This is a genomic window from Bacillus sp. 491mf (assembly GCF_900112415.1).
In the GTDB taxonomy this organism is placed as follows: domain Bacteria; phylum Bacillota; class Bacilli; order Bacillales; family Bacillaceae_G; genus Bacillus_A.
Genome location: NZ_FOLV01000012.1, coordinates 88,247 through 112,225, shown reverse-complemented (window position 1 = coordinate 112,225; position 23,979 = coordinate 88,247). Strand labels below are relative to the sequence as shown.

General features: G+C 34.5%; 16 protein-coding genes and 3 pseudogenes. 14 read left to right on the top strand and 5 right to left on the bottom strand.

What is annotated here, in order from left to right; translation table 11 throughout:
- Window positions 1-238: 238 nt before the first annotated feature.
- The 7 genes from BM211_RS13720 (at window position 239) to ppsA (ending at window position 10,090) form a co-directional block, all read left to right on the top strand.
- Window positions 239-1,186, top strand: a complete 948-nt coding sequence (locus BM211_RS13720) for a sugar-binding transcriptional regulator (RefSeq protein ID WP_090998002.1) — start codon at window positions 239-241, stop codon at window positions 1,184-1,186.
- A 133-nt stretch (window positions 1,187-1,319) separates the two neighbouring features.
- Window positions 1,320-1,991, top strand: coding sequence for a deoxyribose-phosphate aldolase (deoC, locus tag BM211_RS13715; RefSeq protein ID WP_035434220.1), 672 nt, complete (start codon window positions 1,320-1,322; stop codon window positions 1,989-1,991).
- A gap of 111 nt (window positions 1,992-2,102) precedes the next feature.
- Window positions 2,103-3,284: a NupC/NupG family nucleoside CNT transporter gene (locus BM211_RS13710; protein WP_035434261.1), complete on the top strand. Its 1,182-nt coding sequence runs from the start codon at window positions 2,103-2,105 to the stop codon at window positions 3,282-3,284.
- A 40-nt stretch (window positions 3,285-3,324) separates the two neighbouring features.
- On the top strand, window positions 3,325-4,626 hold the full coding sequence (locus tag BM211_RS13705) for a pyrimidine-nucleoside phosphorylase (RefSeq protein WP_035434222.1): 1,302 nt from the start codon (window positions 3,325-3,327) through the stop codon (window positions 4,624-4,626).
- A 240-nt stretch (window positions 4,627-4,866) separates the two neighbouring features.
- Window positions 4,867-5,262: a cytidine deaminase gene (locus BM211_RS13700; protein ID WP_035434224.1), complete on the top strand. Its 396-nt coding sequence runs from the start codon at window positions 4,867-4,869 to the stop codon at window positions 5,260-5,262.
- A 508-nt stretch (window positions 5,263-5,770) separates the two neighbouring features.
- Complete coding sequence (locus BM211_RS13695; RefSeq protein ID WP_090997999.1) at window positions 5,771-7,246, top strand: protein adenylyltransferase SelO; 1,476 nt, start codon at window positions 5,771-5,773, stop codon at window positions 7,244-7,246.
- Window positions 7,247-7,477: 231 nt separating this feature from the next.
- Window positions 7,478-10,090 (top strand): phosphoenolpyruvate synthase, encoded by a 2,613-nt coding sequence (gene ppsA / locus BM211_RS13690; RefSeq protein ID WP_090997996.1) that lies wholly within the window; start codon window positions 7,478-7,480, stop codon window positions 10,088-10,090.
- A 346-nt stretch (window positions 10,091-10,436) separates the two neighbouring features.
- On the opposite strand, the gene BM211_RS13685 is transcribed toward ppsA, so the two are convergent.
- The 3 genes from BM211_RS13685 to ric form a co-directional block, all read right to left on the bottom strand.
- On the bottom strand, window positions 10,437-11,855 hold the full coding sequence (locus BM211_RS13685; RefSeq protein WP_035434233.1) for a PQQ-dependent sugar dehydrogenase: 1,419 nt from the start codon (window positions 11,853-11,855) through the stop codon (window positions 10,437-10,439).
- Window positions 11,856-12,067: 212 nt separating this feature from the next.
- Window positions 12,068-12,757, bottom strand: a complete 690-nt coding sequence (locus BM211_RS13680; RefSeq protein WP_035434237.1) for a Crp/Fnr family transcriptional regulator — start codon at window positions 12,755-12,757, stop codon at window positions 12,068-12,070.
- A 264-nt stretch (window positions 12,758-13,021) separates the two neighbouring features.
- The gene (ric, locus tag BM211_RS13675) at window positions 13,022-13,729 is read right to left on the bottom strand and encodes an iron-sulfur cluster repair di-iron protein (RefSeq protein WP_035434239.1); all 708 of its coding nucleotides are present in this window, start codon (window positions 13,727-13,729) and stop codon (window positions 13,022-13,024) included.
- 339 nt (window positions 13,730-14,068) lie between these two features.
- On the opposite strand from ric, the gene BM211_RS13670 reads away from it, so the two are divergent.
- The 5 genes and pseudogenes from BM211_RS13670 to BM211_RS13660 all read left to right on the top strand — a co-directional run bounded on the left by BM211_RS13670 (window position 14,069) and on the right by BM211_RS13660 (window position 19,244).
- Window positions 14,069-15,352 (top strand): aminopeptidase P family protein, encoded by a 1,284-nt coding sequence (locus tag BM211_RS13670; RefSeq protein ID WP_035434240.1) that lies wholly within the window; start codon window positions 14,069-14,071, stop codon window positions 15,350-15,352.
- Window positions 15,353-15,544: 192 nt separating this feature from the next.
- Window positions 15,545-17,689 carry a DNA topoisomerase III gene (locus BM211_RS13665; RefSeq protein WP_035434243.1) on the top strand — a complete coding sequence of 715 codons (2,145 nt, stop codon included), beginning with the start codon at window positions 15,545-15,547 and terminating at the stop codon, window positions 17,687-17,689.
- A 47-nt stretch (window positions 17,690-17,736) separates the two neighbouring features.
- Window positions 17,737-17,895, top strand: a pseudogene (locus tag BM211_RS26005) (IS6 family transposase); the annotation flags it as partial.
- A gap of 288 nt (window positions 17,896-18,183) precedes the next feature.
- A pseudogene (locus tag BM211_RS27140) lies at window positions 18,184-18,550 on the top strand (DUF3994 domain-containing protein); the annotation flags it as partial.
- Between the two features lie 274 nt (window positions 18,551-18,824).
- Window positions 18,825-19,244, top strand: coding sequence for a hypothetical protein (locus BM211_RS13660; protein ID WP_035434246.1), 420 nt, complete (start codon window positions 18,825-18,827; stop codon window positions 19,242-19,244).
- Window positions 19,245-19,767: 523 nt separating this feature from the next.
- On the opposite strand, the pseudogene BM211_RS27415 reads toward BM211_RS13660, so the two are convergent.
- Window positions 19,768-19,903 (bottom strand): annotated as a pseudogene (locus tag BM211_RS27415) (tyrosine-type recombinase/integrase); the annotation flags it as partial.
- 299 nt (window positions 19,904-20,202) lie between these two features.
- Between BM211_RS27415 and BM211_RS27135 the strand changes: the two are divergent.
- Window positions 20,203-20,331, top strand: a complete 129-nt coding sequence (locus BM211_RS27135; protein WP_035434250.1) for a hypothetical protein — start codon at window positions 20,203-20,205, stop codon at window positions 20,329-20,331.
- A gap of 325 nt (window positions 20,332-20,656) precedes the next feature.
- On the opposite strand, the gene BM211_RS13640 is transcribed toward BM211_RS27135, so the two are convergent.
- Entirely contained in the window at window positions 20,657-21,676 is a 1,020-nt protein-coding gene (locus BM211_RS13640) for a glycosyltransferase (RefSeq protein ID WP_051957332.1), read from the bottom strand.
- Between the two features lie 425 nt (window positions 21,677-22,101).
- Here BM211_RS13640 and BM211_RS13635 point away from each other — a divergent pair, with 425 nt between their 5' ends.
- The gene (locus BM211_RS13635) at window positions 22,102-23,913 is read left to right on the top strand and encodes an acyltransferase family protein (protein ID WP_035434252.1); all 1,812 of its coding nucleotides are present in this window, start codon (window positions 22,102-22,104) and stop codon (window positions 23,911-23,913) included.
- The last annotated feature ends 66 nt before the right edge of the window (window positions 23,914-23,979 follow it).

Here is a 23,979-nt window from a genome sequence, read left to right as displayed (position 1 = left end):
GCGAATGTTCATCCGTGGCATCCTCTTTCAAAGATATTTTAGTAATGTGATGAAAACATGCAATTGTATTCCAAATGGTACAATTGCATGTTTTTTATTTTGAAAATTAAATATCTAAAAATTAACTTATTAAATAAAATACTTTCATCTCCAATTTAGATAGTCGAATTTTACAACATGAAATGTTATGATGCCATTAAGCTAAAATAAGTTTGAAAGGGGTCTAGAAATAACGAATATGGATAAAGAAAAACAACAATTGAGCGTGGAAGTTGCAAGATTATATTACCAATCCGATTATAGTCAACAAGAAATTGCAAATAAATTGAATATTTCAAGGCCGACTATTTCAAGATTGTTAAAATATGCAAAAGAAAAAGGGTTTGTTCAAATTCAAATTGCTGATCCATTTGCTGATTTAGATAATGTCGGAAATTTGCTTAAAGAAAAATATCATTTATTAGAGGCGCATGTCGTATTTTCTCCAATACCAGAATATACGGTCATTACGGAACATATTAGTAAGTTTGCTGCTGAGTATATGGAGAAGACCGTTACAAATGGTGATATTGTTGGTGTGAGCTGGGGGACGACCATGTATGAAATTGCTAGAAAAACTGTTCCTCAGCATGTAAAAGGGGTAGAAGTTGTCCAGTTAAAAGGAGGCATTAGTCATTCCAATGTAAATACATATGCGAATGAAACAATAGCCTTTTTTGCAGATGCGTTTCAAACAACTCCAAGAAACCTCCCGCTTCCAGTTATATTTGATAATGCAATTACAAAGGAATTAGTAGAGCAGGATCGTCATATTCATCATATTATTGAGATGGGAAAACAAGCGAATATAGCTATTTTTACTGTCGGAACTGTTAGGGACGAGGCTTTATTATTCCGATTAGGATATTTAAATCAAAATGAGATGAGCGTATTAAAAGAAAAAGCGGTTGGTGACATTTGTTCACGTTTCTTTGATGGAAATGGAAATATTTGCAGTGAAGAAATAAATAGGCGCACAATTGGCATTGATCTAGAGGAACTGCGTTTAAAAGATCGGTCAATTCTAGTTGCAGGAGGGGCTAGAAAAGTAAAGGCAATTGATGGTGCGTTAAGAGGCAGATATGCGAATGTGCTAATTATCGATCAACACACGGCAAAAGAGTTGCTAAATTATCAAAAAGGATAGGAACAGGAAATCTCTCAAAATTCATTTGAGAGATCTTTTTTTTAGTTCTATGAACAAAATTTCAAAAGTGTGTTTACATTTGTTCAAGATAGAGTTAGAATGAAGTTGTTAAAAGATATGAGGAGTGAAGAAAATGAACATTGCAAAGTTAATTGATCATACAGTTTTAAAACCAGATACTAAAAAAGAAGACGTTATGAAAGTTTTAGAAGAAGCAAAAAGATACAATTTCGCTTCAGTTTGTATTAATCCTACATGGGTAAAATTAGCTGCTGAAGAATTAGCAGGGCATGATGTTGATGTTTGTACAGTTATTGGATTCCCTTTAGGTGCAAATACAACTGAGACAAAAGTATTTGAAACAAAAGACGTGATTGCAAAAGGTGCAACTGAAGTAGACATGGTAATCAATGTTGGTGCTTTAAAAGATGGAGAAAATGAATTAGTAGAAAAGGATATTTATGAGGTTGTACAAGCTGCAAAAGGAAAAGCGCTTGTAAAAGTTATCATTGAAACTTGCTTATTAACAGATGAAGAAAAAGTTCGTGCGTGTCAATTAGCTGTTAAAGCTGGTGCTGACTTTGTAAAAACTTCAACTGGATTCTCAACTGGTGGGGCAACTGCAGAAGATATTGCATTAATGCGCAAAACTGTTGGAGAAAACGTTGGCGTGAAAGCATCTGGTGGAGTTCGTACAAGAGAAGATGCAGAGAAAATGGTGAAAGCTGGCGCTTCTAGAATTGGAGCAAGTGCTAGTGTGGCAATTGTGTTAAATGACACAAACGGCGGTACAGGTACTTATTAATCTATAAACAGTTGCAAGTAATAGATACACGAGTTGTTGAAAAGGCATAGTGTATCTATTGCTGTAACACTTGAAAAATATGTAAGCGGATACGAAAGGGAGGAGAATGTTATAAAGTACGTAATTGGTATTTTAGGCCTCGTTATTATTTTAGCTATCGCATGGCTTGCTAGTAATAATCGTAGAAAAGTAAAATTTCGTCCGATTGTAACAATGATTGTTTTGCAGTTTATTCTAGGATTTCTGCTATTAAATACAAGTGTAGGGAACATCTTAATAAGTGGGATTGCAGATGGATTCGGACAATTATTAAAGTACGCTGCTGATGGTGTTAATTTTGTGTTTGGTGGTTTGGTAAATAAAAATGAGTTTTCGTTCTTTTTAGGGGTATTAATGCCAATTGTATTTATTTCAGCTTTAATTGGTATTTTACAACATATTAAAGTATTGCCATTCATTGTGAAATACATTGGTCTCGTGTTAAGTAAAGTGAATGGAATGGGAAAACTTGAATCATATAATGCTGTAGCTTCAGCGATTTTAGGCCAGTCAGAGGTATTTATCTCTGTTAAGAAACAGTTAGGGTTATTGAGTGAAAGAAGATTATATACATTATGCGCGTCTGCAATGTCAACGGTGTCGATGTCTATAGTAGGATCGTATATGGTTCTTTTAAAACCGGAGTATGTTGTAACCGCTTTAGTGTTAAACCTGTTTGGTGGATTTATTATTGCCTCTATTATTAATCCGTATGAAGTTACTGATGAAGAAGACATTTTAGAAGTACAAGAAGAAGAGAAAAAAACCTTTTTTGAAGTGCTAGGGGAATATATTATAGATGGTTTTAAAGTTGCGATTACTGTTGCTGCTATGCTGATTGGATTCGTTGCTTTAATCGCTTTCATCAATGCTATTTTTAAAGGAGTAATTGGAATCTCGTTCCAAGAAATTCTTGGATATGTATTTGCCCCATTTGCTTTTATTGTAGGAATTCCATGGCATGAAGCTGTTAACGCTGGTAGTATTATGGCCACAAAACTCGTATCGAATGAATTTGTAGCGATGACAAATTTAGCTCAAGGGAATTTTCATTTTACAGGAAGAACAACTGCAATCTTATCAGTATTTCTTGTTTCATTTGCAAATTTTTCATCTATTGGCATTATTGCTGGTGCAGTTAAAAGTTTACATGAAAAACAAGGGAATGTTGTGGCAAGGTTTGGTTTGAAATTACTGTTTGGGGCAACATTAGTAAGCTTTTTATCAGCCACTATCGTTGGTTTAATATATTAAGAATTTTAATAACTAAAAATTAAAAGGATTGGTGATTAGAATGAGAATGGTAGATATCATTGCGAAAAAACGTGACGGTAAAGAACTAACAACGGAAGAAATTCAATTTTTTATTAAAGGATATACAGATGGAACAATTCCTGATTATCAAGTAAGTGCACTTGCGATGGCTATCTTTTTCCAAGACATGTCTGACCGTGAACGTGCAGATTTAACAATGGCAATGGTTCAATCTGGAGAAACAATTGATTTATCAGAGATTGAAGGAGTTAAGGTAGATAAGCACTCAACTGGCGGGGTTGGTGATACAACAACATTAGTTTTAGGACCGTTAGTGGCAGCTTTAGATGTACCAGTTGCGAAAATGTCTGGGCGCGGTTTAGGTCATACAGGTGGAACAATTGATAAATTAGAAGCAGTAGAAGGGTTCCACGTTGAAATTACGAAAGAACAATTCATTGACATCGTAAACCGTGATAAAGTTGCAGTAATTGGACAAACTGGAAATTTAACACCTGCTGATAAAAAAATATATGCTTTGCGTGACGTGACAGGAACTGTAAACTCAATTCCATTAATCGCAAGTTCTATTATGAGTAAAAAAATTGCAGCTGGTGCTAATGCAATTGTCCTAGATGTGAAAACAGGTGCTGGTGCATTTATGAAAACAGAAGAAGATGCAATTGAATTAGCTCATGCAATGGTACGAATCGGAAACAATGTTGGTCGTCAAACAATGGCTGTTATTTCCGATATGTCGCAACCTCTTGGATTTGCAATCGGTAATGCGCTTGAAGTGAAAGAAGCGATCGATACATTAAAAGGAGAAGGTCCAGAAGATTTAACAGAATTGGTGCTTGTATTAGGAAGCCAAATGGTTGTACTTGCTAAAAAAGCAAATACGTTAGAAGAGGCACGTGAAATGTTGAAAGAAGTAATGGAAAACGGAAAAGCAATTGAGAAGTTCAAACAATTCTTACACAATCAAGGCGGAGACAGTTCAATTGTCGATCAACCAGAAAAATTACCACAAGCGAAATATGTAATTGAAGTACCAGCTAAAACTTCAGGTGTTGTATCTAACATTGTTGCAGATGAAATTGGTATTGCTGCAATGCTTCTAGGAGCAGGACGAGCAACGAAAGAAGACGAAATTGATTTAGCTGTTGGTTTAATGTTACGTAAAAAAGTTGGTGACGCTGTAAAAGAAGGCGAGCCATTAGTAACGATTTATACAAATCGCGAAGATGTTGAGGATGTAAAAGAGAAAATTTATGAAAATATTTCTATTGCAGAAAAGGCTGAAGCTCCAAAGTTAATTTACACTGTTATTACTGATTAATGTTAAATAGAATGTAATGTATATAAATACAAATTGAAAGACTGAAATGAAAAACTCCTTTCTTTTTAGGGTGGGCGAGGGCATCTGGCTGTGCATAGAAACGGTCAGGGCCTATTCCTGCCACATGCGAGGTTTGAAACAAAAGGAGAAAGCAAGTAGCTGCCATTTTGTATTTTGCATAGTAGCAACTTACATGTTGGAAATTTAAAATAGATTTACATACTTTGAGGAGGAATTGATATGAATAAACAAAAATATATTGAAGAAGCTACAAAGATGTTATCAAAGGCTTATATTCCATATTCAAAGTTCCCTGTTGGAGCAGCGCTCGTTACGAAAGCTGGGAAAATTTATACAGGCTGTAACATAGAAAACGCATCTTACGGTTTATGTAATTGTGCTGAAAGAACAGCAATATTTAAAGCAGTATCAGAAGGTGAACGTGATTTCAGTTACTTAGTAATAACAGGGAAGACTGATGGACCTATTTCACCATGCGGAGCTTGCAGACAGGTTATTGCAGAATTTTGTGATCCGCAAATGCCAGTATTATTGACGAATCAAAAAGGTGATGAAAAAGAAGTAACAGTTGAACAATTATTACCAGGTGCATTTTCGATAGATGATTTAATCTAATACAAGGTAAGCATTGTATGATTTGAAAATGATAAAAATAATTCTAACTGAACTGTACCCCGAATCGTGGACACTTAGAAAAGTCCATGGTTCGGGGTTATTGTGTTTTCATACTTATTCTCTTGTAAAATGGAATCTTCATTCCTTAAATAGTTCAAATTGTACAAAAAGGACAGTAATGCTTTTAATTACAGGTAAATAATATATGAAAAACATACCACCTTGTTTTTGCTGGTAAGGTTGTATGTTTTTGATAGGGCTTTATTTCTATCTAAAACCTTATTTGTTTATAAATACATAAACTCATTTCAATTTTTCGCATATAAGTTACGGTTATGCAGAAAAAAACATGATTTGCTTTCTCCATATTTCTATAGAAAGGGTATAATAAATTAGCAGCAGTGGACATTAAAAGAGATTGCTTTGTATTGATGTAGAAATACATAACTACCACCTAATTTAAATTTTGTTTGATATAAAAAAAGATAAGAGAAGAGACGGTGATACGATGACAAAGAAAAAAGAAAGCATAGAAACTGGATGGAACTTTGATAACAGTTATGCCCGTCTACCGAAATCATTTTTTACGAGCCTTAGTCCAACTCCAGTTCGCTCACCGAAATTGGCTATTCTTAATCATTCGTTGGCAACATCTTTGGGGTTGAATGCCGAGGAACTAGAAAGTGACGAAGGTGTAGCGGTACTGGCAGGAAATCGGATTCCAAAAGGTGCGTTTCCTCTTGCTCAAGCATATGCGGGGCATCAATTCGGGCATTTTAACAGGTTAGGGGACGGCAGGGCTTTACTACTTGGCGAGCAGATGACGCCTTTAGATGAAAGGTTTGATATTCATCTGAAAGGTTCTGGCCGAACAGCGTACTCCCGCAGGGGAGATGGACGAGCGGCATTAGGGCCAATGTTACGCGAATATATTATCAGTGAAGCAATGCATGCGCTTGGTATTGCTACTACCCGCAGTCTAGCGGTAGTGACAACTGGTGAGTCAATCATTCGTGAAAGGGAGCTACCTGGTGCAATTCTTACTCGTGTTGCTGCAAGTCACATTCGTGTGGGTACCTTTCAATATGCTTCTCAGTGGGGGACTGATGAAGAGCTCCAAATTTTAGCTGATTATACTTTACAGCGACATTATTCAGGTAGTGAGATGGCTGAAAACCGCTATCTTTATTTGCTTGAGGAAGTGATTAAGCGTCAAGCTTCGTTAATTGCGAAATGGCAACTTGTGGGCTTTATTCATGGGGTGATGAATACTGACAATATGGCTATAAGCGGAGAAACAATTGATTATGGTCCTTGCGCCTTCATGGATACTTATAATCCAGAAACAGTATTCAGTTCCATTGATATTCAAGGTCGCTATGCTTATGGCAATCAGCCATATATTGGTGGATGGAATCTTGCAAGGTTTGCTGAAATTTTATTACCGCTTTTGCATAGTGATTATGCAAAAGCAATGGAAATGGCTCAAAATGCAATTTTAAATTTTAATGAGTTATATCATTCAAACTGGCTCACTGGAATGAGAGCTAAATTAGGGATATTTAATGAAGAAGAGCAGGATAAACTCCTTTTTGAAGAGCTCTTTACTATAATGGAGAAGTATCGTGCGGACTATACGAATACCTTCCGTGCGTTAACTTTTGATAAGCTCAGGGACATGGCTTTGTTTGAGACTACAGAGTTTGCAGAGTGGCATGTAAAGTGGCAGGAAAGACTAGGTAGACAAGAAGAATCGAAAGCTTCCTCACAATTATTAATGCGAAAAAGCAATCCTGCGATAATCCCTAGGAACCACAGGGTAGAAGAAGCATTAGAAGCTGCTGTAGAACATGAAGATTATAGCGTGATGGAACGTCTTCTTAATGTTCTTTCAAATCCTTACGAGTACTCCAAAGAACAAGATGAGTACGCTACACTGCCTGTGCCATCATCCTGTCCTTACCGAACTTTTTGTGGTACATGATATAGAAGCGTTAGGGATAGTGTTTTCTATAATATAGTTTAAGATTCGCACAAAAAAATGCTACTTCTTTAGTTGGAGGTAGCATTTTTTTAGTTTATGGTAAGGTCTAGCTATTTTTTTGAACTCTTCCTAATTTAATTATAGCATTTAGAAAATGGTTAATATAGGCTTTTTATTCTCATTTACTACTGCTAAAATCAATAGAACATTAATGGTAAGGGGAGATGTGGAATGAGTTCTTTGGTTCTCGGTTTTCAGGAAATGGAAAAAACGCAGCTTTTGCTCGTTGGCGGAAAAGGGTTACATTTAGGGGAATTATCAAAAATTGAAGGAATACAAGTACCAGAAGGATTTTGTGTTACAACAGTGGGATATCAAAAAGTCATCGAACAAAACGAAACGTATCATGCTTTGTTAGATCGATTAACAATGCTAAAAGTAGAGGATCGAGATCAAATTGGTGAAATCAGCGGGAAGATTCGGAAAATCATTATGGAAGTAGAGATTCCTTCCGATGTTGTGAAAGCTGTTGCTCACTATCTCTCCCAGTTTGGCGAGGAACATGCTTATGCAGTACGTTCCAGTGCAACTGCTGAAGATTTACCACATGCCTCTTTTGCTGGTCAGCAAGACACTTATTTAAATATCATTGGAAAAGAAGCCATTTTGCGGCACATCAGCAAATGTTGGGCTTCCCTATTTACAGATCGTGCTGTGATTTACCGTATGCAAAACGGGTTTGACCACAGCCAAGTGTATTTATCCGTTATCATTCAACGGATGGTGTTCCCGCAGGCTTCAGGAATTTTATTTACTGCTGATCCGATTACTTCCAATCGAAAGCTACTATCTATCGATGCTAGCTTTGGACTGGGTGAGGCCCTTGTCTCTGGCTTGGTGTCTGCCGATTGCTATAAGGTGCAAGAAGAAAAGATCATCGATAAAATGATTGCAACCAAAAAACTAGCAATCTATGCTCTAAAAGAAGGAGGCACAGAAACACAGCAAATAGAACCCAATCACCAAAAAAGTCAAACACTTACTGACCAACAAATTCTACAATTAGCACGCATAGGAAAACAGGTAGAAGCTTATTTTGCTTGCCCGCAAGATATCGAATGGTGTCTGGTTGACGAGACATTTTATATCGTGCAAAGTCGTCCGATTACTACTTTATACCCTGTCCCTGAAGCAGATGATCAGGAGAATCGTGTTTATGTATCTGTCGGTCATCAACAAATGATGACCGATCCCATGAAACCATTGGGAATGTCTTTATTCCAGTTAATATCTTTTGGACCTAGGTTTAAAGCTGGTGGGAGGTTATTTGTTGATATCACGAATAATCTGGCTTTACCTGTCAGCAGAAAAACGATAATAGATGCATTGGGACAATCCGATCCGCTTATCAAAGACGCACTTATGACCGTAGTCGAACGAGAAAATTTTATAAAATTTTTACCAGATGATGGGGAAATACAAAGTTCCAGTCAAAGTAATAATGGTAAATCTGTGGATTTTCTAACACAAATCGAAAACGATCCGACAATCGTTACTGATTTGATCAAGAGTAGTCAAACATCGATAGAAGAGTTAAAACAAAACATCCAAACGAAATCAGGATCGAATGTATTTAATTTTATTCTAGAAGATATCCAGCAATTAAAGAAGATATTATTTGACCCACAGAGTTTGGGGGTAATTATGGCAGCTATAGATGCTTCATCATGGATCAATAAAAAAATGGAGAAGTGGTTAGGTGAAAAAAACGTAGCAGACACGCTTTCTCAATCTGTACCAAACAATATTACTTCGGAAATGGGTCTGGCGCTATTGGATGTCGCAGATGTGATTCGTCCTTATCCAGAAGTAATTGATTATTTACAACAAGTAAAAGATGATAACTTTTTGGATGAACTGGTTAAGTTTGATGGTGGGCAGGAAATCCAAGACGCTATCAATGCTTATCTCAACAAATACGGAATGCGATGTCCCGGAGAAATCGATATTACTAAAACTCGTTGGAGCGAAAAACCAACTACAATTATCCCCATGATTCTCAGTAACATCAAAAACTTTGAGCCTAATGCTAGCGAGCGAAAATTTGAGCAAGGGCGACAGGCCGCTTTGAAAAAAGAACAAGAGTTATTAGACCGAGTGAATCAATTACCGTGTGGTAAACAAAAAGCCGAAAAGACAAAACGAATGATCAGCCTGATCCGGAATTTCATCAGTTATCGGGAATATCCAAAATACGGCATGATTAATCGCTACTTCGTTTATAAGCAGGCTTTGATGAAAGAAGCCGAACAGCTTGTACAAGCCAAAGTTATTCGTAAAAAAGAAGACATATACTATCTTACTTTTGAGGAACTTCGTGAAGTTGTAGATACAAAAAAATTGAATTACCAGACCATCAGCAAACGAAAGGAAGAGTACAAACTATATGAAAAACTAAATCCCCCTCGTGTTATCACGTCTGATGGCGAAATCATTGTAGGTAAATACAAACGGGAACATCTCCCATCTAATGCTATTGCTGGTCTACCTGTTTCTTCCGGTGTTATCGAAGGAAGAGCACGTGTCATCTTAAATATGGAAAATGCGAATTTAGAAGAGGGAGATATATTGGTTACCGCCTTTACCGATCCTAGCTGGACACCGCTGTTTGTAGCTATCAAAGGCTTGGTTACGGAAGTAGGTGGTTTGATGACCCATGGTTCTGTCATTGCTCGAGAATACGGTCTTCCAGCAGTTGTAGGTGTGGAGAATGCTACGAAGCTGATCAAGGATGGACAAAGGATCAGGGTGAATGGAGCAGAAGGGTATATAGAAATACTATAATTTATTATATTTAAATCATAAAAGAAGAGAATTAGGAGAATCATTGACAGCATGGTACTTTGTGGTCTATGGTAAGAACTTCGTCACTAGGACATATAAGGGGCAGTAACTGAAGATTGGTATTAATGTCTGTTAAGATTATCTTGAAATCGGGAATGCTTTTTTATAAAAACCAAACTAAAGTCTGCTGAAGAAGAAAACATTTTGATTAATCATTTTTCAAAATGTTTTCTTTTTATTTATCATAAAATGTGGATTTGCGAGGTGTTTTTGAACAAACTTTATTTTAAAGCTACAATTCGCTCTGTTTTGAAATTTTCTCCTTCTTTGTCTTTATCGTCATAAATCACGGAACAATTTCAAATACAGTACCTTGGTTAAAATCAGTCACCTTCATAGAACCATAAACCCCTAAATATAGTTTGGTTTGATCCAGATTCGTTCCCAAAGTAACATAATAGGCTGATTGAGACTCAAAATTATAATCAGTTTCAATAACACTAAAATCATTTAGTTTACAATCTGTCCTTACTCTGGTATAAGCTAAAACCCCTCTAACTGGAGATCGAGATTCTTCTTTCTGGGCAAAATCGGTAAACACAACGCTTCCTGTTAAATTTGGGATTCCATTCCCCATATATGGCTGAACTCCTGTAAGTGCAGTTCCTCCAAATTTATCGGGTCTAGGATCCTTATGAAAATAACTAGTTAAAGGCTGAAGACGCCCTACTAAAGTTTTTATTGCTTCATTGTAATAAGCAATTGTGTTCTCATCTAAAGTCGGATTTACGGAACAGTGCCTTATAAACGAAGTAGGAAAAGCACCTTCCCACCCTCGCCAGCCAAAGTTAATAAATCCTTCTTGATCAGTTAAAGAAGCTTGAATAAGCTGAGTAACCGGTATTGGTTTATAATGAACGAATGAAAAAATTGACTCTACCAGGTCCTGTCCGACATTTCCCGCATATTTGATATATTGGTTATTAAACCTTTGAAATGAAATGCCTGTTATATTACGAACCCCTTTGGCAATTACCGTAAGTGTTTCCTGAATAGGTGCGGGAAGTTCATTAAAACGTGTGACTACAGGTGGATTATAATTAAATGTATTCTTATCTACATCAATTTCAATTATTTTACCTGCTATTTCCATATCATCCTGGCTTAAATTAAATGGGTCATAGCCTGCTCCGCCATCTCCAGTTGTTAAAATAAGTTTTCTGGTTTCAGGTGAAAAGTTTAAGCTATTGACACCATTATGATTAAAAAATGGTCTTCTTATGTTAAGTAATGTCCGTCGTTTTTGAGGTTGACCGTTCGATTGTAAAATCCATTCTTCAACTGTATCAATATGATCATATTGAGTTTCTCTATTTATCCACCTTAGATTTAAAGTATTGGAATCACACGGGTTAGGCTTAAAATGTTCAGAAAGAGCCCCTGGACCTTGTGTTCCAGCTACTGAATAATGAAGATAAAACAGACCGTTATAATAAAATTCTGGATGAAACGCTAGCCCTAGCAATCCCCGTTCATCATATCCACTACCTGAAACACCTTGTTCAGAACTACCTAACTTTATAATTCGCGAGCGAATATCTAAAAAAGTCCTTATAACTCCGTTTCCTATGTAAAAGATCTCTCCTACCTGAGTTACAATAAATAATCTTTCAATTGAGTCACCCGGAAGTATAGCTGTTTTCAAAACAGTGGGTAAATTTATCTTACTTACAATCGGTCGTAAACTAACCTTAACTTTTATCAACTAATTTGACACTCCTTCTAATTGTTTTCTTTTATAAGAATATGATTAGAACTGTTTTATTAGTATCAAATTAGGGCCAGAGAATTAGAGGGATTTCCTTTTAATTCTAGATCTTTTTCCTAAAGTCAATCGTTTTTTGTTATCATTTTCACCCTGGAAAAATAACAATGCAACATAGAGAAAACGGATAGGGTGCGATGTGTCCTATGTGATTAAATGATTTCTGCTTTTAATTTTTCTGGAATGATAATGAAATAACCATTTTCATCAATAGTGATCAATTTTCTTCTTTTTAACTGATTAATTGTGCGACTAATTGTTTCTCTTGATGTTCCAATCATATTGGCGAGTTCTCGATTCGTAAACTGGGTCGTTAAAGTATATGTACCATTCATTTCTACACCATTTGACTTACATAAACGAAGCAATAACATAATAATTTGTTCGTAAGTATCGTGAAGAATTTGTTCTTCTAATCTGTTCTGAAGATCCACAATTTTTTCTCCAAGAACTTTAAACATTTTAATACATAATTCAGGATGCTGAATTAAAATTTTCTCGAAATCAGCGATTGGAGTAACGATCAATTGTGCAGCCTCAAGTATTTCAGCATGTGCTGGGAAGGTACCTTTTTGAAAAAAGCCAGCATGAGGAAACATTTCTCCAGATTGAAGTACAGAAACAATTTGTTCTTTTCCAGTTGCGTCTGTTTTTTGAATTTTTACTTTACCTGAGTGGATAAAAAACACGCGATCAAGTATGTCGCCCTGCATAAATACAAACGATTTTTCCTTATACATTCGTAATTGTGAAATATCTACAATAGGCTGAAGTTCTTCCTCTGAAAGTTCTTTAAAGAGAGGCACTTCCTGTAAATGTTTTTTTATCATTTTTGCTTTCATATATACAACTCCTTAATAATTCAAGATATTTTCTTATAATAAATTTATATCAATTTTTTAAATGAAGCAGTGATAAAAATCATATTTGTGAGAAAGTGAAACTTTTATCAGTAACAGAAAAAGTACATAAGAAATAGAACATAAGCAAAAAGTGCTTATGTTCTATTTTTTACGTATAAGCGGTATCTATTTAAGAAATTTTTTATTTATTTAAGATCAAAAAATGTTGTTTTTGAACCTTAATTTGATATCTATAGATTGTACTTAAGCCTTTGCAATTGCACGCGGAAACAAAATATTATTTTCTAAATGAATGTGCTGGAATAGATCGGATTCAAGAGTTGCAAGTCGTTGATAGACAAGACGATAAGTACCGCAAGCTCCTTCTGGAGGAGTAAAGTCATTCGTAATGTTTCGAAGTTCTTTTATAATATCACCAGCATGACTATGCTCACTTTCCAGTTGTTCTACCACTTTGCGTAATTTCGCATAATTTTCATCAGTTGGATTTTGCTCAAATGCTAAAATTAACGGAAAATCTACTGTTTCTTCTTTAATTATATGCTGTTCTAATTCTGTTTTTAGTTCATGGAATAGCTTATGAATTTGAGCTAAATGAGGCTGATTTGATCCATGAACGCGGAATACTTTTGTCACATATGGACTTAACTGTGGCAATTCTTCATTTAAATAGCGATGATGTTTATTCACAATATAGTCAATTAATTCACTATAATTCGCGGTTGTCCAGTCAATTTTTGATTCATTTAATACTTTTGTTTCATGATAAAGAGTATTTAAGTTTGTTATAACTTCTTCTACTGATAAATTTCTCTCATGAATTGCATCGATAAGTGGTCTGTTACCTCCACAACAAAAATCTATTCTATATGATTTGAAAAGGTCGCTTGCTTTTGGGAATTTCGTAACAATATCACCAATCACAGAAGTCTCAGTAAATACATGTTCCATATGAATGCCTCCATTAAATTTTAATTTTATATCTAGATTAAAAATAGCAATAAATTTCAGTTTATGTAGTGATATATATCACTGATAACCTGTGAATTTCACCATACGTTGTTTGTGTGATATAGCCGATGCTTGTATTTATGCTAAAAGTAAGTGGAGCCTAAAAGAGCCAAGTATGGCAAATGAAATCGCTCCATTTTTTCAAGAGTAAATAACGATATTTTCATAGGGAGTTGTAATGTTTCGAATTAATTGACGGAAAATTATAACAATAATACAATGAAATAGAATGGATAGTCAGTTTTAAAGGGCTTTATAGAACTTAAGGGGGGGATTGTTATGAAGCAATCATTTTTTACTCGCAATCGAAAAAAATTAGCAGAAACATTGCCGGATGAATCTGTTACCATTTTATTTGCTGGACAGGCGCCTTATAAGTCAGCCGATGACCATTATAAATTTGTGCCAAACCGAAACTTCTATTATATGACTGGTATTGATGAGCCGAATGTTATTTTGGTGTTAAAAAAAGTAGGCGAAATAGTAGAAGAAATGCTCTTTATTGAGAAGGCAGATCCAGTTCTTGAAAAATGGGTAGGTAAAACAATTTCAAAAGAAGAAGCACAAGCTATTACAGGGATAAAAACGGTTGTGTACTTAGAAAGTTTTGAACAATCAATAGCGAGAACGTTTTTTACAGAACATGTAGAGCACGTGTATTTAGATTTAGAACGTCGTGAGTGGGCGGGGACAGAGACACGGACATTAACATTCGCTAAACATGTAAAGGAACGTTATCCACACCTTACAATCGGTAACGTTTATCCAAATATTACTGAATTGCGCGTATTTAAAACGGATAAAGAAATTGAAAAGATACGAGAAGCAATTATGGTTACAAAAGAAGGTATTTACAATGTGCTCAAACATGCGAAAGAGGGCATGATGGAATATGAATTAGAAGCTCATTTTGATTTTACACTAAAATCATCTGGTATAAAGAATCATGCATTCAATACGATTTTGGCAAGTGGGAAAAATGCAACCGTGCTGCATTATGAAAACAATGATTCTAAAATTAATAAAGGTGATTTAGTGTTGCTTGATCTTGGAGCTCAAAAAGATTACTACAATGCTGATATCAGCTTTACGTTCCCAGTGAGCGGAACATTTTCGAATCGCCAAAAACAGATTTACAATATTGTACTAAAAGCATTGAGGGAAACAATTGAGCTTATGAGACCGGGATTAAAATTTTCTGCACTAAATGAGCATACGAAAAAGGTACTTGCAGAAGAATGTAAGAAAATTGGTTTAATCCAAGAAGACTCAGAACTCTCCAATTATTATTATCATGGAGTGAGCCATTTCCTTGGCTTAGATACTCATGATGTAGGTTCATACAAAGATCGAGTGCTCGAAGCTGGCATGGTCATTACAGTGGAACCTGGTTTGTATATTGAAGAAGAAGCAATTGGAATTCGGATTGAAGATGATATTCTTGTTACCGAAAATGGATATGAAAATCTGTCAAAGGACATAATCCGAACAGTTGAAGAGATTGAAGATTTCATGAGAGCACATAATCCAAATGTGAAGGATAGACAGATCGTTGTAAAATAAGAAGAACGAAGGCGCCTAATGTTTGGCGTCTTTTTCATGTTGTTTTAGCATTTTTAGTAGTGCGTAATATAATGACTTTCTATTGTGAAGGGACTAAAATTAAGCGTATAATATTATAGGTCTAAAATATATAAGAGGAATTGTGAATGATAAAATGTAAGTAACACTGGCATTCAGATAGGGAGTTTTAAAATGAAATTAATTATTGCCGAGAAACCAGATCAAGGTTTGGCGCTTGTTTCTCAATTTAAATACAGGCGGAAAGATGGCTATTTAGAAGTAGAGGCGAATGAACTGTTTCCAAACGGGGCGTACTGTACGTGGGCAATTGGTCATTTAACGCAGTTATGTAACCCGGAACATTATCATGCGGAGTGGAAAAAATGGTCATTAAACACGTTGCCAATGATTCCAGAACGGTTTCAGTTTGAAGTAACGAAGTCAAAGTATAAGCAATTTAATGTTGTGAAACAGCTGCTACATAATCCGCAAGTGACGGAAATTATTCATGCGGGAGATGCTGGGCGCGAAGGGGAATTAATTGTACGGAATATCATTCATCTTTGTAATGTGCAAAAACCGATGAAACGTCTTTGGATTTCTTCTTTAACGAAGCAAGCAATCTATCAAGGCTTTAAAAATTTACTTGATGAAGCGGATACGGTGAATACTTATTATGAAGCATACACACGGTCATGTGCGGACTGGGTAGTTGGAATGAATGCATCCCGTGTTTTTAGCATTTTACTAAAGAAAAAAGGAATGAATGATGTTTTCTCCGCTGGGCGTGTGCAAACACCAACACTTGCATTAATTGTGAAACGCGAGAAAGAAATCGAAAACTTTAAATCGGAGCCATTTTGGGAAGTGTTCGCAACCTTTAATATAGATGAAAAAAAATATGAAGGTAAGTGGGAACAAGATAATGAGTCGCGCCTAAAAGATCCAAATATGGCAAATAAAATTGCGGCATTTTGTCAAAATAAACCGGCTGAAGTGAAAGAAATGAAAACAGAGCGGAAAGAGTTTCAGCCACCATTTTTATTTAACTTGTCATCTTTACAAGCAACGGCGAATAAAGCATTTAAGTTTTCACCGAAAAAAACACTTGATATAACACAAGCTTTATATCAAAAAGGAATTGTCTCGTATCCACGTTCGGATTCTAACTATGTAACAGAAGGCGAAGCTGCAACGTTTCCTGATATTTTACAGAAATTAAGTCAGTTTGAAGAATATAAAGATGTATTGCCAGTACCGATTCCTTCTATTATGAATAATAAGCGTTACGTAAATGAAAAAAAGGTTACAGATCACTATGCAATTATTCCAACTGAACAAGTAACGAATCCAAATAAAGTATCAGGTGATGAAAGAAAAATTTATGATATGATTGTAAGACGTTTAATTGCAGCGCATTATGAAGCGGCGATTTTTGACTACACTACAATTACAACGCTTGTTGATGGCCGTGCTGAATTTGTTTCCAAAGGAAAGCAACAAATTCAAGAAGGATGGCGCAAGGTCATTTTTCAAGATGATAAAGATGAAGAAGCGATTCTTCCGATTGTAAAAGAAGGTGAACAAGGTAAAGTTGTAAAGGTGAAAGTGAAAGAAGGAAAAACACAGCCGCCAAAACGATATACTGAAGGTCAGCTTATTACGTTAATGAAAACAGCAGGGAAATATTTAGAGAACGAAGAGTTGGAAAAGGTATTGAAGAAGACAGAGGGGTTAGGTACTGAAGCAACGCGTGCTGGTATTATTACAATGCTAAAGGACAGAAAGTATATTGACGTAAAGAAAAACCAAGTGTACGCGACTGATAAAGGAAAAGTACTTATAACTGCAATTGGTGATAAAATATTAGCTTCGCCAGAAATGACAGCAAAATGGGAGCAGCGGCTTGCAGAAATAGGAGAAGGAACAGCTTCGCCTGCTGCATTTATGGAACAAACGAAAAAGCTCTCAGCAAAAATTATTGAAGATGCAATTGAAATGTCTGATAAATGGGATTTTACAGGATTACATGTAGAATCGATTGAACGCTCCAATTCAAAATTTACAGTTGGTAAAAAGGTAGGAAAGTGTAAAAAATGTGATGGAGATATCATTGATAAATCAACATTTTACGGATGTTCGAACTACAATACAACGAACTGCGATTTTACAATTTCAAAGAAAATATTAGGGAAAACGATTTCACAAAAAAATATGATGAAGTTACTAAAAGGTGAACAAACGGAGTTAATGAAAGGGTTTAAAAAGAACGATAAAACGTTTGATGCGAAGTTAGAATGGAAAGATAATAAGATTAATTTTGTGTTTGAGAAATGAAAGTTGTCAATAAATAAAAAAGTTCTGTATTAATTTTGGAATGAAGAAGGGCTGATATGGGGTCCAAATCATTTTAAACAGTAATCGCTATATTGAGTGGTGCGGAAGTCATGCATATGATTAAAAAAGAACAGATTGATTTACAAGATCAGTCTGTTCAAAATCAGAAAGAATTCAGCCATCAATTGTTTGAGCTAACAGCATAAAATACAATTCTGCTAGAAATATATACGCTATATTCTTTATTATTTTATCTTTGCACCAGAGCATAAATTGTCGAGCAATCGATGATTTATGCCTTTTTTCTATAATATTCTTATAATTATTTTGACGCATTACTTTTTTTACCATAAAATAATATTCAGATAACCAAATTTAACCGAAAATATGAAAAAAGATATACCTTTCTAGCAATTATATGCTTAGGTATGTCCTTTTTTTATAATTATAAGGGGGGAATTTAATGAGTCAATTCAAAAGAATATTGTTTTGAAACCTCTGTTTTTGATAATGAAACGGTACAAATATCAAAAAACGGTAATGAATTGTTAGGAGAATGGGGTAGTTATAAAGGTTCTAAGTTCTATGTAGGTTTAGAATTCAAAGAAGATGGTACATATACCGCATATGATGATACAGGTAAAACATCGTATGAAGACAACCATATGACAGGAACATGGTTCTACAGTGCAGACAAAAGCAAATTACATTCATCCCTAAAGAGTTTGTTAAAGACGGTAAAAAGCTAGAAGAGAAACAAATGAATGCGGTAGAGACTATAATGTTGAGTTTTTCAGAGCAGGTTCTTTGAAAATGATAGATGGTAAAGGGAATACAATAACAGCAGAAAGACGTAAATAAACACAAAGGTGGCTTTTAAATAAAGTTTAACTGTTTATATAGTAAACGTATTATTTATCAGCATCTCACTCATCTATTTTGCGGTTAAATATTACTTCTTACTATTCACAGGTTTAAGTTTAAAGGTACACCTAAATTTAAGAAGTCAGTTTGGGCGAAGTCTTTTCGAAACCTATTGTTCTTTCTGTATAGCGGTGGACTTATTTCAGAAGAGCATACTTTTACTTTCAAGTACTAAAGTCAATATTACATAAATAAAAGGGGTACAGACGAAATGAACGGTATAGCGAACTTAATTGAAAATCATGTTGAGACTTTGTTTCTTATCTTTGTAAGTATAATTGTACTAGTATTTCAAAGTATTGTCTTTGGAAGAATAGTAAGAGACCGGTTTAAAAGTAAAGATATAGAGAAGTTAAAAGAAGATAAACAGTATATTAAGAAGTTAACTATAGTATACATAGGAATTATGGTAATAGGAGCTATAACAAACTTACCTTTATTCGGATTTATATTGTTAGGTTTTATGTCTAACACTATTATATTAACGTCTTTAAAGATAGAATTGTCTGATACAAAGTCAAATCAGTTGAAGACTGTAAAGAACTCAAATTTCATGCTATGGTTTGTAATAAACGCTATGCACTTAGTATTATTCTTTATTGAGGAAATAAAGCTTATTAAAAGTATTTAGGGGGAGACTTATTGATAACGATATGACTTCTTATGCTTCACTGATGAACTATATAATAATTGCATTATAACTAGCTATTTTTCTAATGGTCGTTCTTTACTTTATTAAGAAAGACTTATTAATAGCTATAATTAAGAAGATGATAAAGAAAGACATTAAGATAGAGGATATAGGTCTTTTAAATGCAGTAAGATACTTATTATTTAAAGGTATTATTATTCAAGTAACAGTTACATTGATTTTAAGCTTTATGTACGGGTTATCTCAAGTAACACCTATGTATGTGAGTTTTGTAACAAACATTGTTCTTTTATTATTTTTCTCATTTGAGTTAAACTATAAAATGGATAAGAATACTTTTTATAAAACAAAAAGAAATGTATTTTTAATACTGTCATTCCTTGTCACAGTGGGGTACTTTTCAGTAGCTTTAGACTTCTTTAGTCAACTATATTGATAAATCTATAAAAATATACACTAGTTAAGTAGTATATTTTTAGATTCTATATTATTTAGCTATTTTTTATTCTAACAATCCACTTAGCTGCGCATATATTTTTGTGGTTTCACTCTTTTTATGATTAACAACGGATTACTTCAAGAAGTGCTCCGTTGCTAATCAATTGAGTCGCAAAACTATGCCGTAATTGATGTGGATGATTAGAAATAAGGAAAGGCACTGGGTTCTTACCCTACTTAAGGAACTTTCCAATGAAGAAAAAAATTCTTTACTAATTCATAAATGTGCTGATTATGCTATTTGTTAGTAAAGAATTTTTTTTATGTAACACCTTCTTTAAATCGAGATAGAAATTAGAAATGTGGTAAATGGATAAGAGTTCTAACTGTAGGGAATAAATACGAAAAAACAATGTTTCATTTACAACTATTCATAAAAAATTCAATTGTATTTTAAAAAACATAGCATGTGTTAATTTTGTGAAAAAGGATGTGCAATATGAACAAAAAGAAAAAGTACACTGTTGTTGGTACTGATATTGATGAAGTGAAGGAGCTAAATAAGAACTCTGGTTTAACTTATAACGAAGTAAAACAATTATTGGTGAAACAAATGAAACAAAAGTGAATATAAACGGAACTGAAAATATATAAATGTGTTCCATTAAAAGTGTACTTGACTGGACTATATCATATATGGCGAGAAGACCTCCAGCTCAAGCGCGAAAGAAGTGGTGGGTGAAAAACCCCCCATTGATGGAAGTTTCACTTTATAATATTTTTTTCTGGGAATATAGGAAACGTAGAAAGTATGAAAAAGGGTCCATTATTCAGATAGCCAGACATAATGATATTTTGTGGTATTTTTTGATTCTCCGCTTCAAATTGTCTATGTGTTCGCTTTTTTTACTGGTTATTTATGAGTAAGAGTAGCAATCACAGTTTTTATAATGTCAAACGTTACTTGACTGATTTTTTCTTGAGGCAAAAAGTATCAATATATACATTTGCGGGAAGATTTTAAATGTAAAAAAGCGAATTTTGTCTTTTGTAGTTAATTCACTGAAAATTCTTTTTCTAAATTCATTGAACTGATCGCGATAGCTTTTGACTAGTGATTTTTTAATTTTATTGTCATTCATATTAAAAAAAGATGTAATAGTCAAATTCATCATATTAAGTAAACAGATATTATAAATATCATCGAACTCGTCCTCTCTGAACAATGCTAGCCTCTCGACGTATATATTCAGCATATCCAAATGTTCTTTAATATTCTGAACGTCGGTTGATTTGCTATGAAGTATGCTGTTTGGACGATTAAAATAGTAATATAACCTTTCATCAGTAATCACGTATTTATTGACCCTTTTCAACAAAAAACAAATAATTTGCTCATCTTCCGCACGTCTATACTGAGTGTTGAAACGAAGATTATTAAATAGATTTTTCTTAAACAGTTTGTTAGAAACAACAACTCCTACGCCATTTATTTCATATTTTGGATCAAACACTGTCTTGATTGCACCAACTTTATCATAAACGCTGATTTCAATATCATCTCTTGGAGGTTCGGCGTAATTACTGTCCCAGCACCCTCTACTAAAGCAAGCTGACATATCTGCATTGTACTTTTTAAGTAATGAATATAAACGTTCATACATATCAAGGTGAATATAATCGTCAGGGTCAACAAATGCAATATAATTACCTGTTGCTACATCAAGACCCATATTCCTTGCCGAACTTACACCCTGATTGCTTTGGTGGATAACTTTAATCCTGTCCTCTCTTTTTGCGGATTCCTTGCAAATTTGTAAGGAATTATCTGTTGAGCCATCATCAATAAGAATAATTTCAAGGTTTTTATATAATTGTCCACACACTGTATTTAAACATCTTTCAAGATAATCCTCTACATTGTAAATAGGAATAATAACTGATATTTTTTCTTTGTGTATATGTTCAATCATAGCTATCTCCTTTATTTTAATATATTTAATTTTCATATAATTCCCATTTAATTTTATGTTAATTATATGTTCTTAATTAAGAACTAACAAGTGGAATTTCTTCTTTAATATGGAAACCCGCTTTATTTGTTAAAGAGAATTTAAAGAGTCTAGTATGATATTCCATTCTTTTTACACTTCAATTTCGGAAAAGAAAAGTAATAAAATATCTAATTTTATTTGCACAAACAATTTTATTATAATGAATGATATGGTAAAATTTTATGTATTGTGTGCATTATTATACAAGATAAGTATGTTCTTTATGATAATGTACTATTTTTGTAAACCTTTTATTTTGAATTTCGTTTATACTTTTTTAGTGTGATCGGCAGGAGTTTGTAAACACTTACATAGTTTTTAGAGAAAGATGGGGGTGACTGTGAATGCCCACACCAGTAAAGAAGAATAGTCGTTATATGGTTGGATTAGACAGTTTAAGGGGCCTAGCCATACTAGGTGTTATTTTGTATCATATTAATTTTAATTGGTTGCCTGGAGGATTTTTAGGTGTTACTGTGTTTTTTGTACTTTCGGGTTATTTAATTACGGATATTCTTGCTGTTGAATGGAAGGAAAAAGGGAGAATTGACTTAAAGGATTTCTGGTTGCGCCGGGCAAGGAGATTGCTTCCAGGGATGCTTGTCATGCTTGTTATAACATTAGCGTGGATTACAATTTTCCATAGCTCGATACTTTGGAAAATGCGTGGAGATTCTGTAGCTGCTATATTTTATTTTAGTAACTGGTGGTACATTTATCACAAATTATCATATTTTGATAGCTTCGGTACAGTTTCTCCACTAAATCATTTTTGGTCGTTAGCTGTTGAGGAACAGTTTTATGTAGTTTGGCCGCTTATCATTGGTTTTGGCCTTTCTTATGTAAAAAAACAATCACGTCTAACATTATTTATTTTTCTCGGAGCGATTGCTTCAGCTGTCGCGATGGCGATAATCTATGTACCAGGAGATGATCCAAGTAGAGTTTATTATGGTACCGATACAAGAGCGTTTGCCTTACTGATTGGTGCAGCACTTGCTTTCATTTGGCCGAGCAGTAGATTGGCTGAAAAAATTATTCCAAAGGCTCGTCTTGTTCTTGATATAATTGGAGGAATAGCTCTTATTGTTGTTCTTGGTATGTTTTGGAAGACGAATCAATACGATCCATTCTTATACCGCGGAGGAATGTTCCTTTTATCGATTGCTACTGCAATATTAGTAGCAAATCTTGCCCATCCAGCTAGCCGTATTAGTGTCTTTTTAAGGTTTAGACCTTTACGCTGGATTGGTGTTCGATCTTATGGGATTTATCTTTGGCATTATCCGATAATCACATTGACAAGTCCTCAAGGAAGTGCTGGAGAATTTCAACTTACAAGAGCAATTTTTCAATTTTTTCTTATTATATTTATGGCGCAACTTTCATGGAAATTTATCGAAAATCCAATTCGCAAAGGCGCGTTGAAGAACTTTCATTGGCGCAACTTTAGAATAAGAAATTTGGAGCTAGCTGGTAAGTTAGTTTTAGCATTTGCGATCTTTGTTACTGTGACAGCAAGTTTTGGCTTAACGACTGCAAGCAAAGCAAAAGAGAGTTCTAAAAACAAAGTAGAGTCGGTACAAACAGAGCAAAAAGATCAGCCTAAACATCCAAACGTAGTTTGGGAAGAACCAGCTGATAAACCATCGCAAAGCAAAGAAGAAGTGAATTCTACGGGGTCTAAAGAATCTGCATCGATTACAGCTATTGGAGATTCAATTATGATCGATGTCTCTTCCAATTTAAAAAATGTTTTTCCTAATATTAAGATTGATGCGAAGATTGGAAGGCAAATGTCTGAAGCGACTGCTGCGGTTAATAGAATGAAAAAAGAGGGTTCTTTAGGTCAGTGTATTATTATTGGATTGGGTACAAACGGAGCATTTACGACTGAGCAAATATCATCATTAATGCAATCAATAGGTAATGAGCGTAAAGTTATATTGGTGAATACAAGAGTGCCGCGTCCATGGGAATCAGTGGTGAATAACAAGTTAAAAGAAACAGCGTCAAAATTCTCAAATATTACGCTAGTTGATTGGAATTCAGCAAGTGCTGGGAAGAAGGAATATTTTGAACCAGATGGGGTCCATTTGACGAAAGCAGGGGAAGATGCATATACCTCGCTTGTAGTGAAGAGTATTAAAAAGTAGAGTAATAGCGAATGAATAACTTTTCACTTGATTTCACTTTGATGTGAAGAACATTATTTTTTAATA

What these genes read in the sequence shown, in the direction of transcription:
- BM211_RS13660 (WP_035434246.1), top strand. Translation starts at nt 18,825, where the DNA reads ATGAACGGTATAGCGAACTTAATTGAAAATCATGTTGAGACTTTGTTT.
- BM211_RS13635 (WP_035434252.1), top strand. Translation starts at nt 22,102, where the DNA reads ATGCCCACACCAGTAAAGAAGAATAGTCGTTATATGGTTGGATTAGAC.
- BM211_RS13720 (WP_090998002.1), top strand. Translation starts at nt 239, where the DNA reads ATGGATAAAGAAAAACAACAATTGAGCGTGGAAGTTGCAAGATTATAT.
- ric (WP_035434239.1), bottom strand. Translation starts at nt 13,729, where the DNA reads ATGGAACATGTATTTACTGAGACTTCTGTGATTGGTGATATTGTTACG.
- deoC (WP_035434220.1), top strand. Translation starts at nt 1,320, where the DNA reads ATGAACATTGCAAAGTTAATTGATCATACAGTTTTAAAACCAGATACT.
- BM211_RS13670 (WP_035434240.1), top strand. Translation starts at nt 14,069, where the DNA reads ATGAAGCAATCATTTTTTACTCGCAATCGAAAAAAATTAGCAGAAACA.
- BM211_RS27135 (WP_035434250.1), top strand. Translation starts at nt 20,203, where the DNA reads ATGAACAAAAAGAAAAAGTACACTGTTGTTGGTACTGATATTGATGAA.
- BM211_RS13665 (WP_035434243.1), top strand. Translation starts at nt 15,545, where the DNA reads ATGAAATTAATTATTGCCGAGAAACCAGATCAAGGTTTGGCGCTTGTT.
- BM211_RS13640 (WP_051957332.1), bottom strand. Translation starts at nt 21,676, where the DNA reads ATGATTGAACATATACACAAAGAAAAAATATCAGTTATTATTCCTATT.
- ppsA (WP_090997996.1), top strand. Translation starts at nt 7,478, where the DNA reads ATGAGTTCTTTGGTTCTCGGTTTTCAGGAAATGGAAAAAACGCAGCTT.
- BM211_RS13680 (WP_035434237.1), bottom strand. Translation starts at nt 12,757, where the DNA reads ATGAAAGCAAAAATGATAAAAAAACATTTACAGGAAGTGCCTCTCTTT.
- BM211_RS13700 (WP_035434224.1), top strand. Translation starts at nt 4,867, where the DNA reads ATGAATAAACAAAAATATATTGAAGAAGCTACAAAGATGTTATCAAAG.
- BM211_RS13695 (WP_090997999.1), top strand. Translation starts at nt 5,771, where the DNA reads ATGACAAAGAAAAAAGAAAGCATAGAAACTGGATGGAACTTTGATAAC.
- BM211_RS13705 (WP_035434222.1), top strand. Translation starts at nt 3,325, where the DNA reads ATGAGAATGGTAGATATCATTGCGAAAAAACGTGACGGTAAAGAACTA.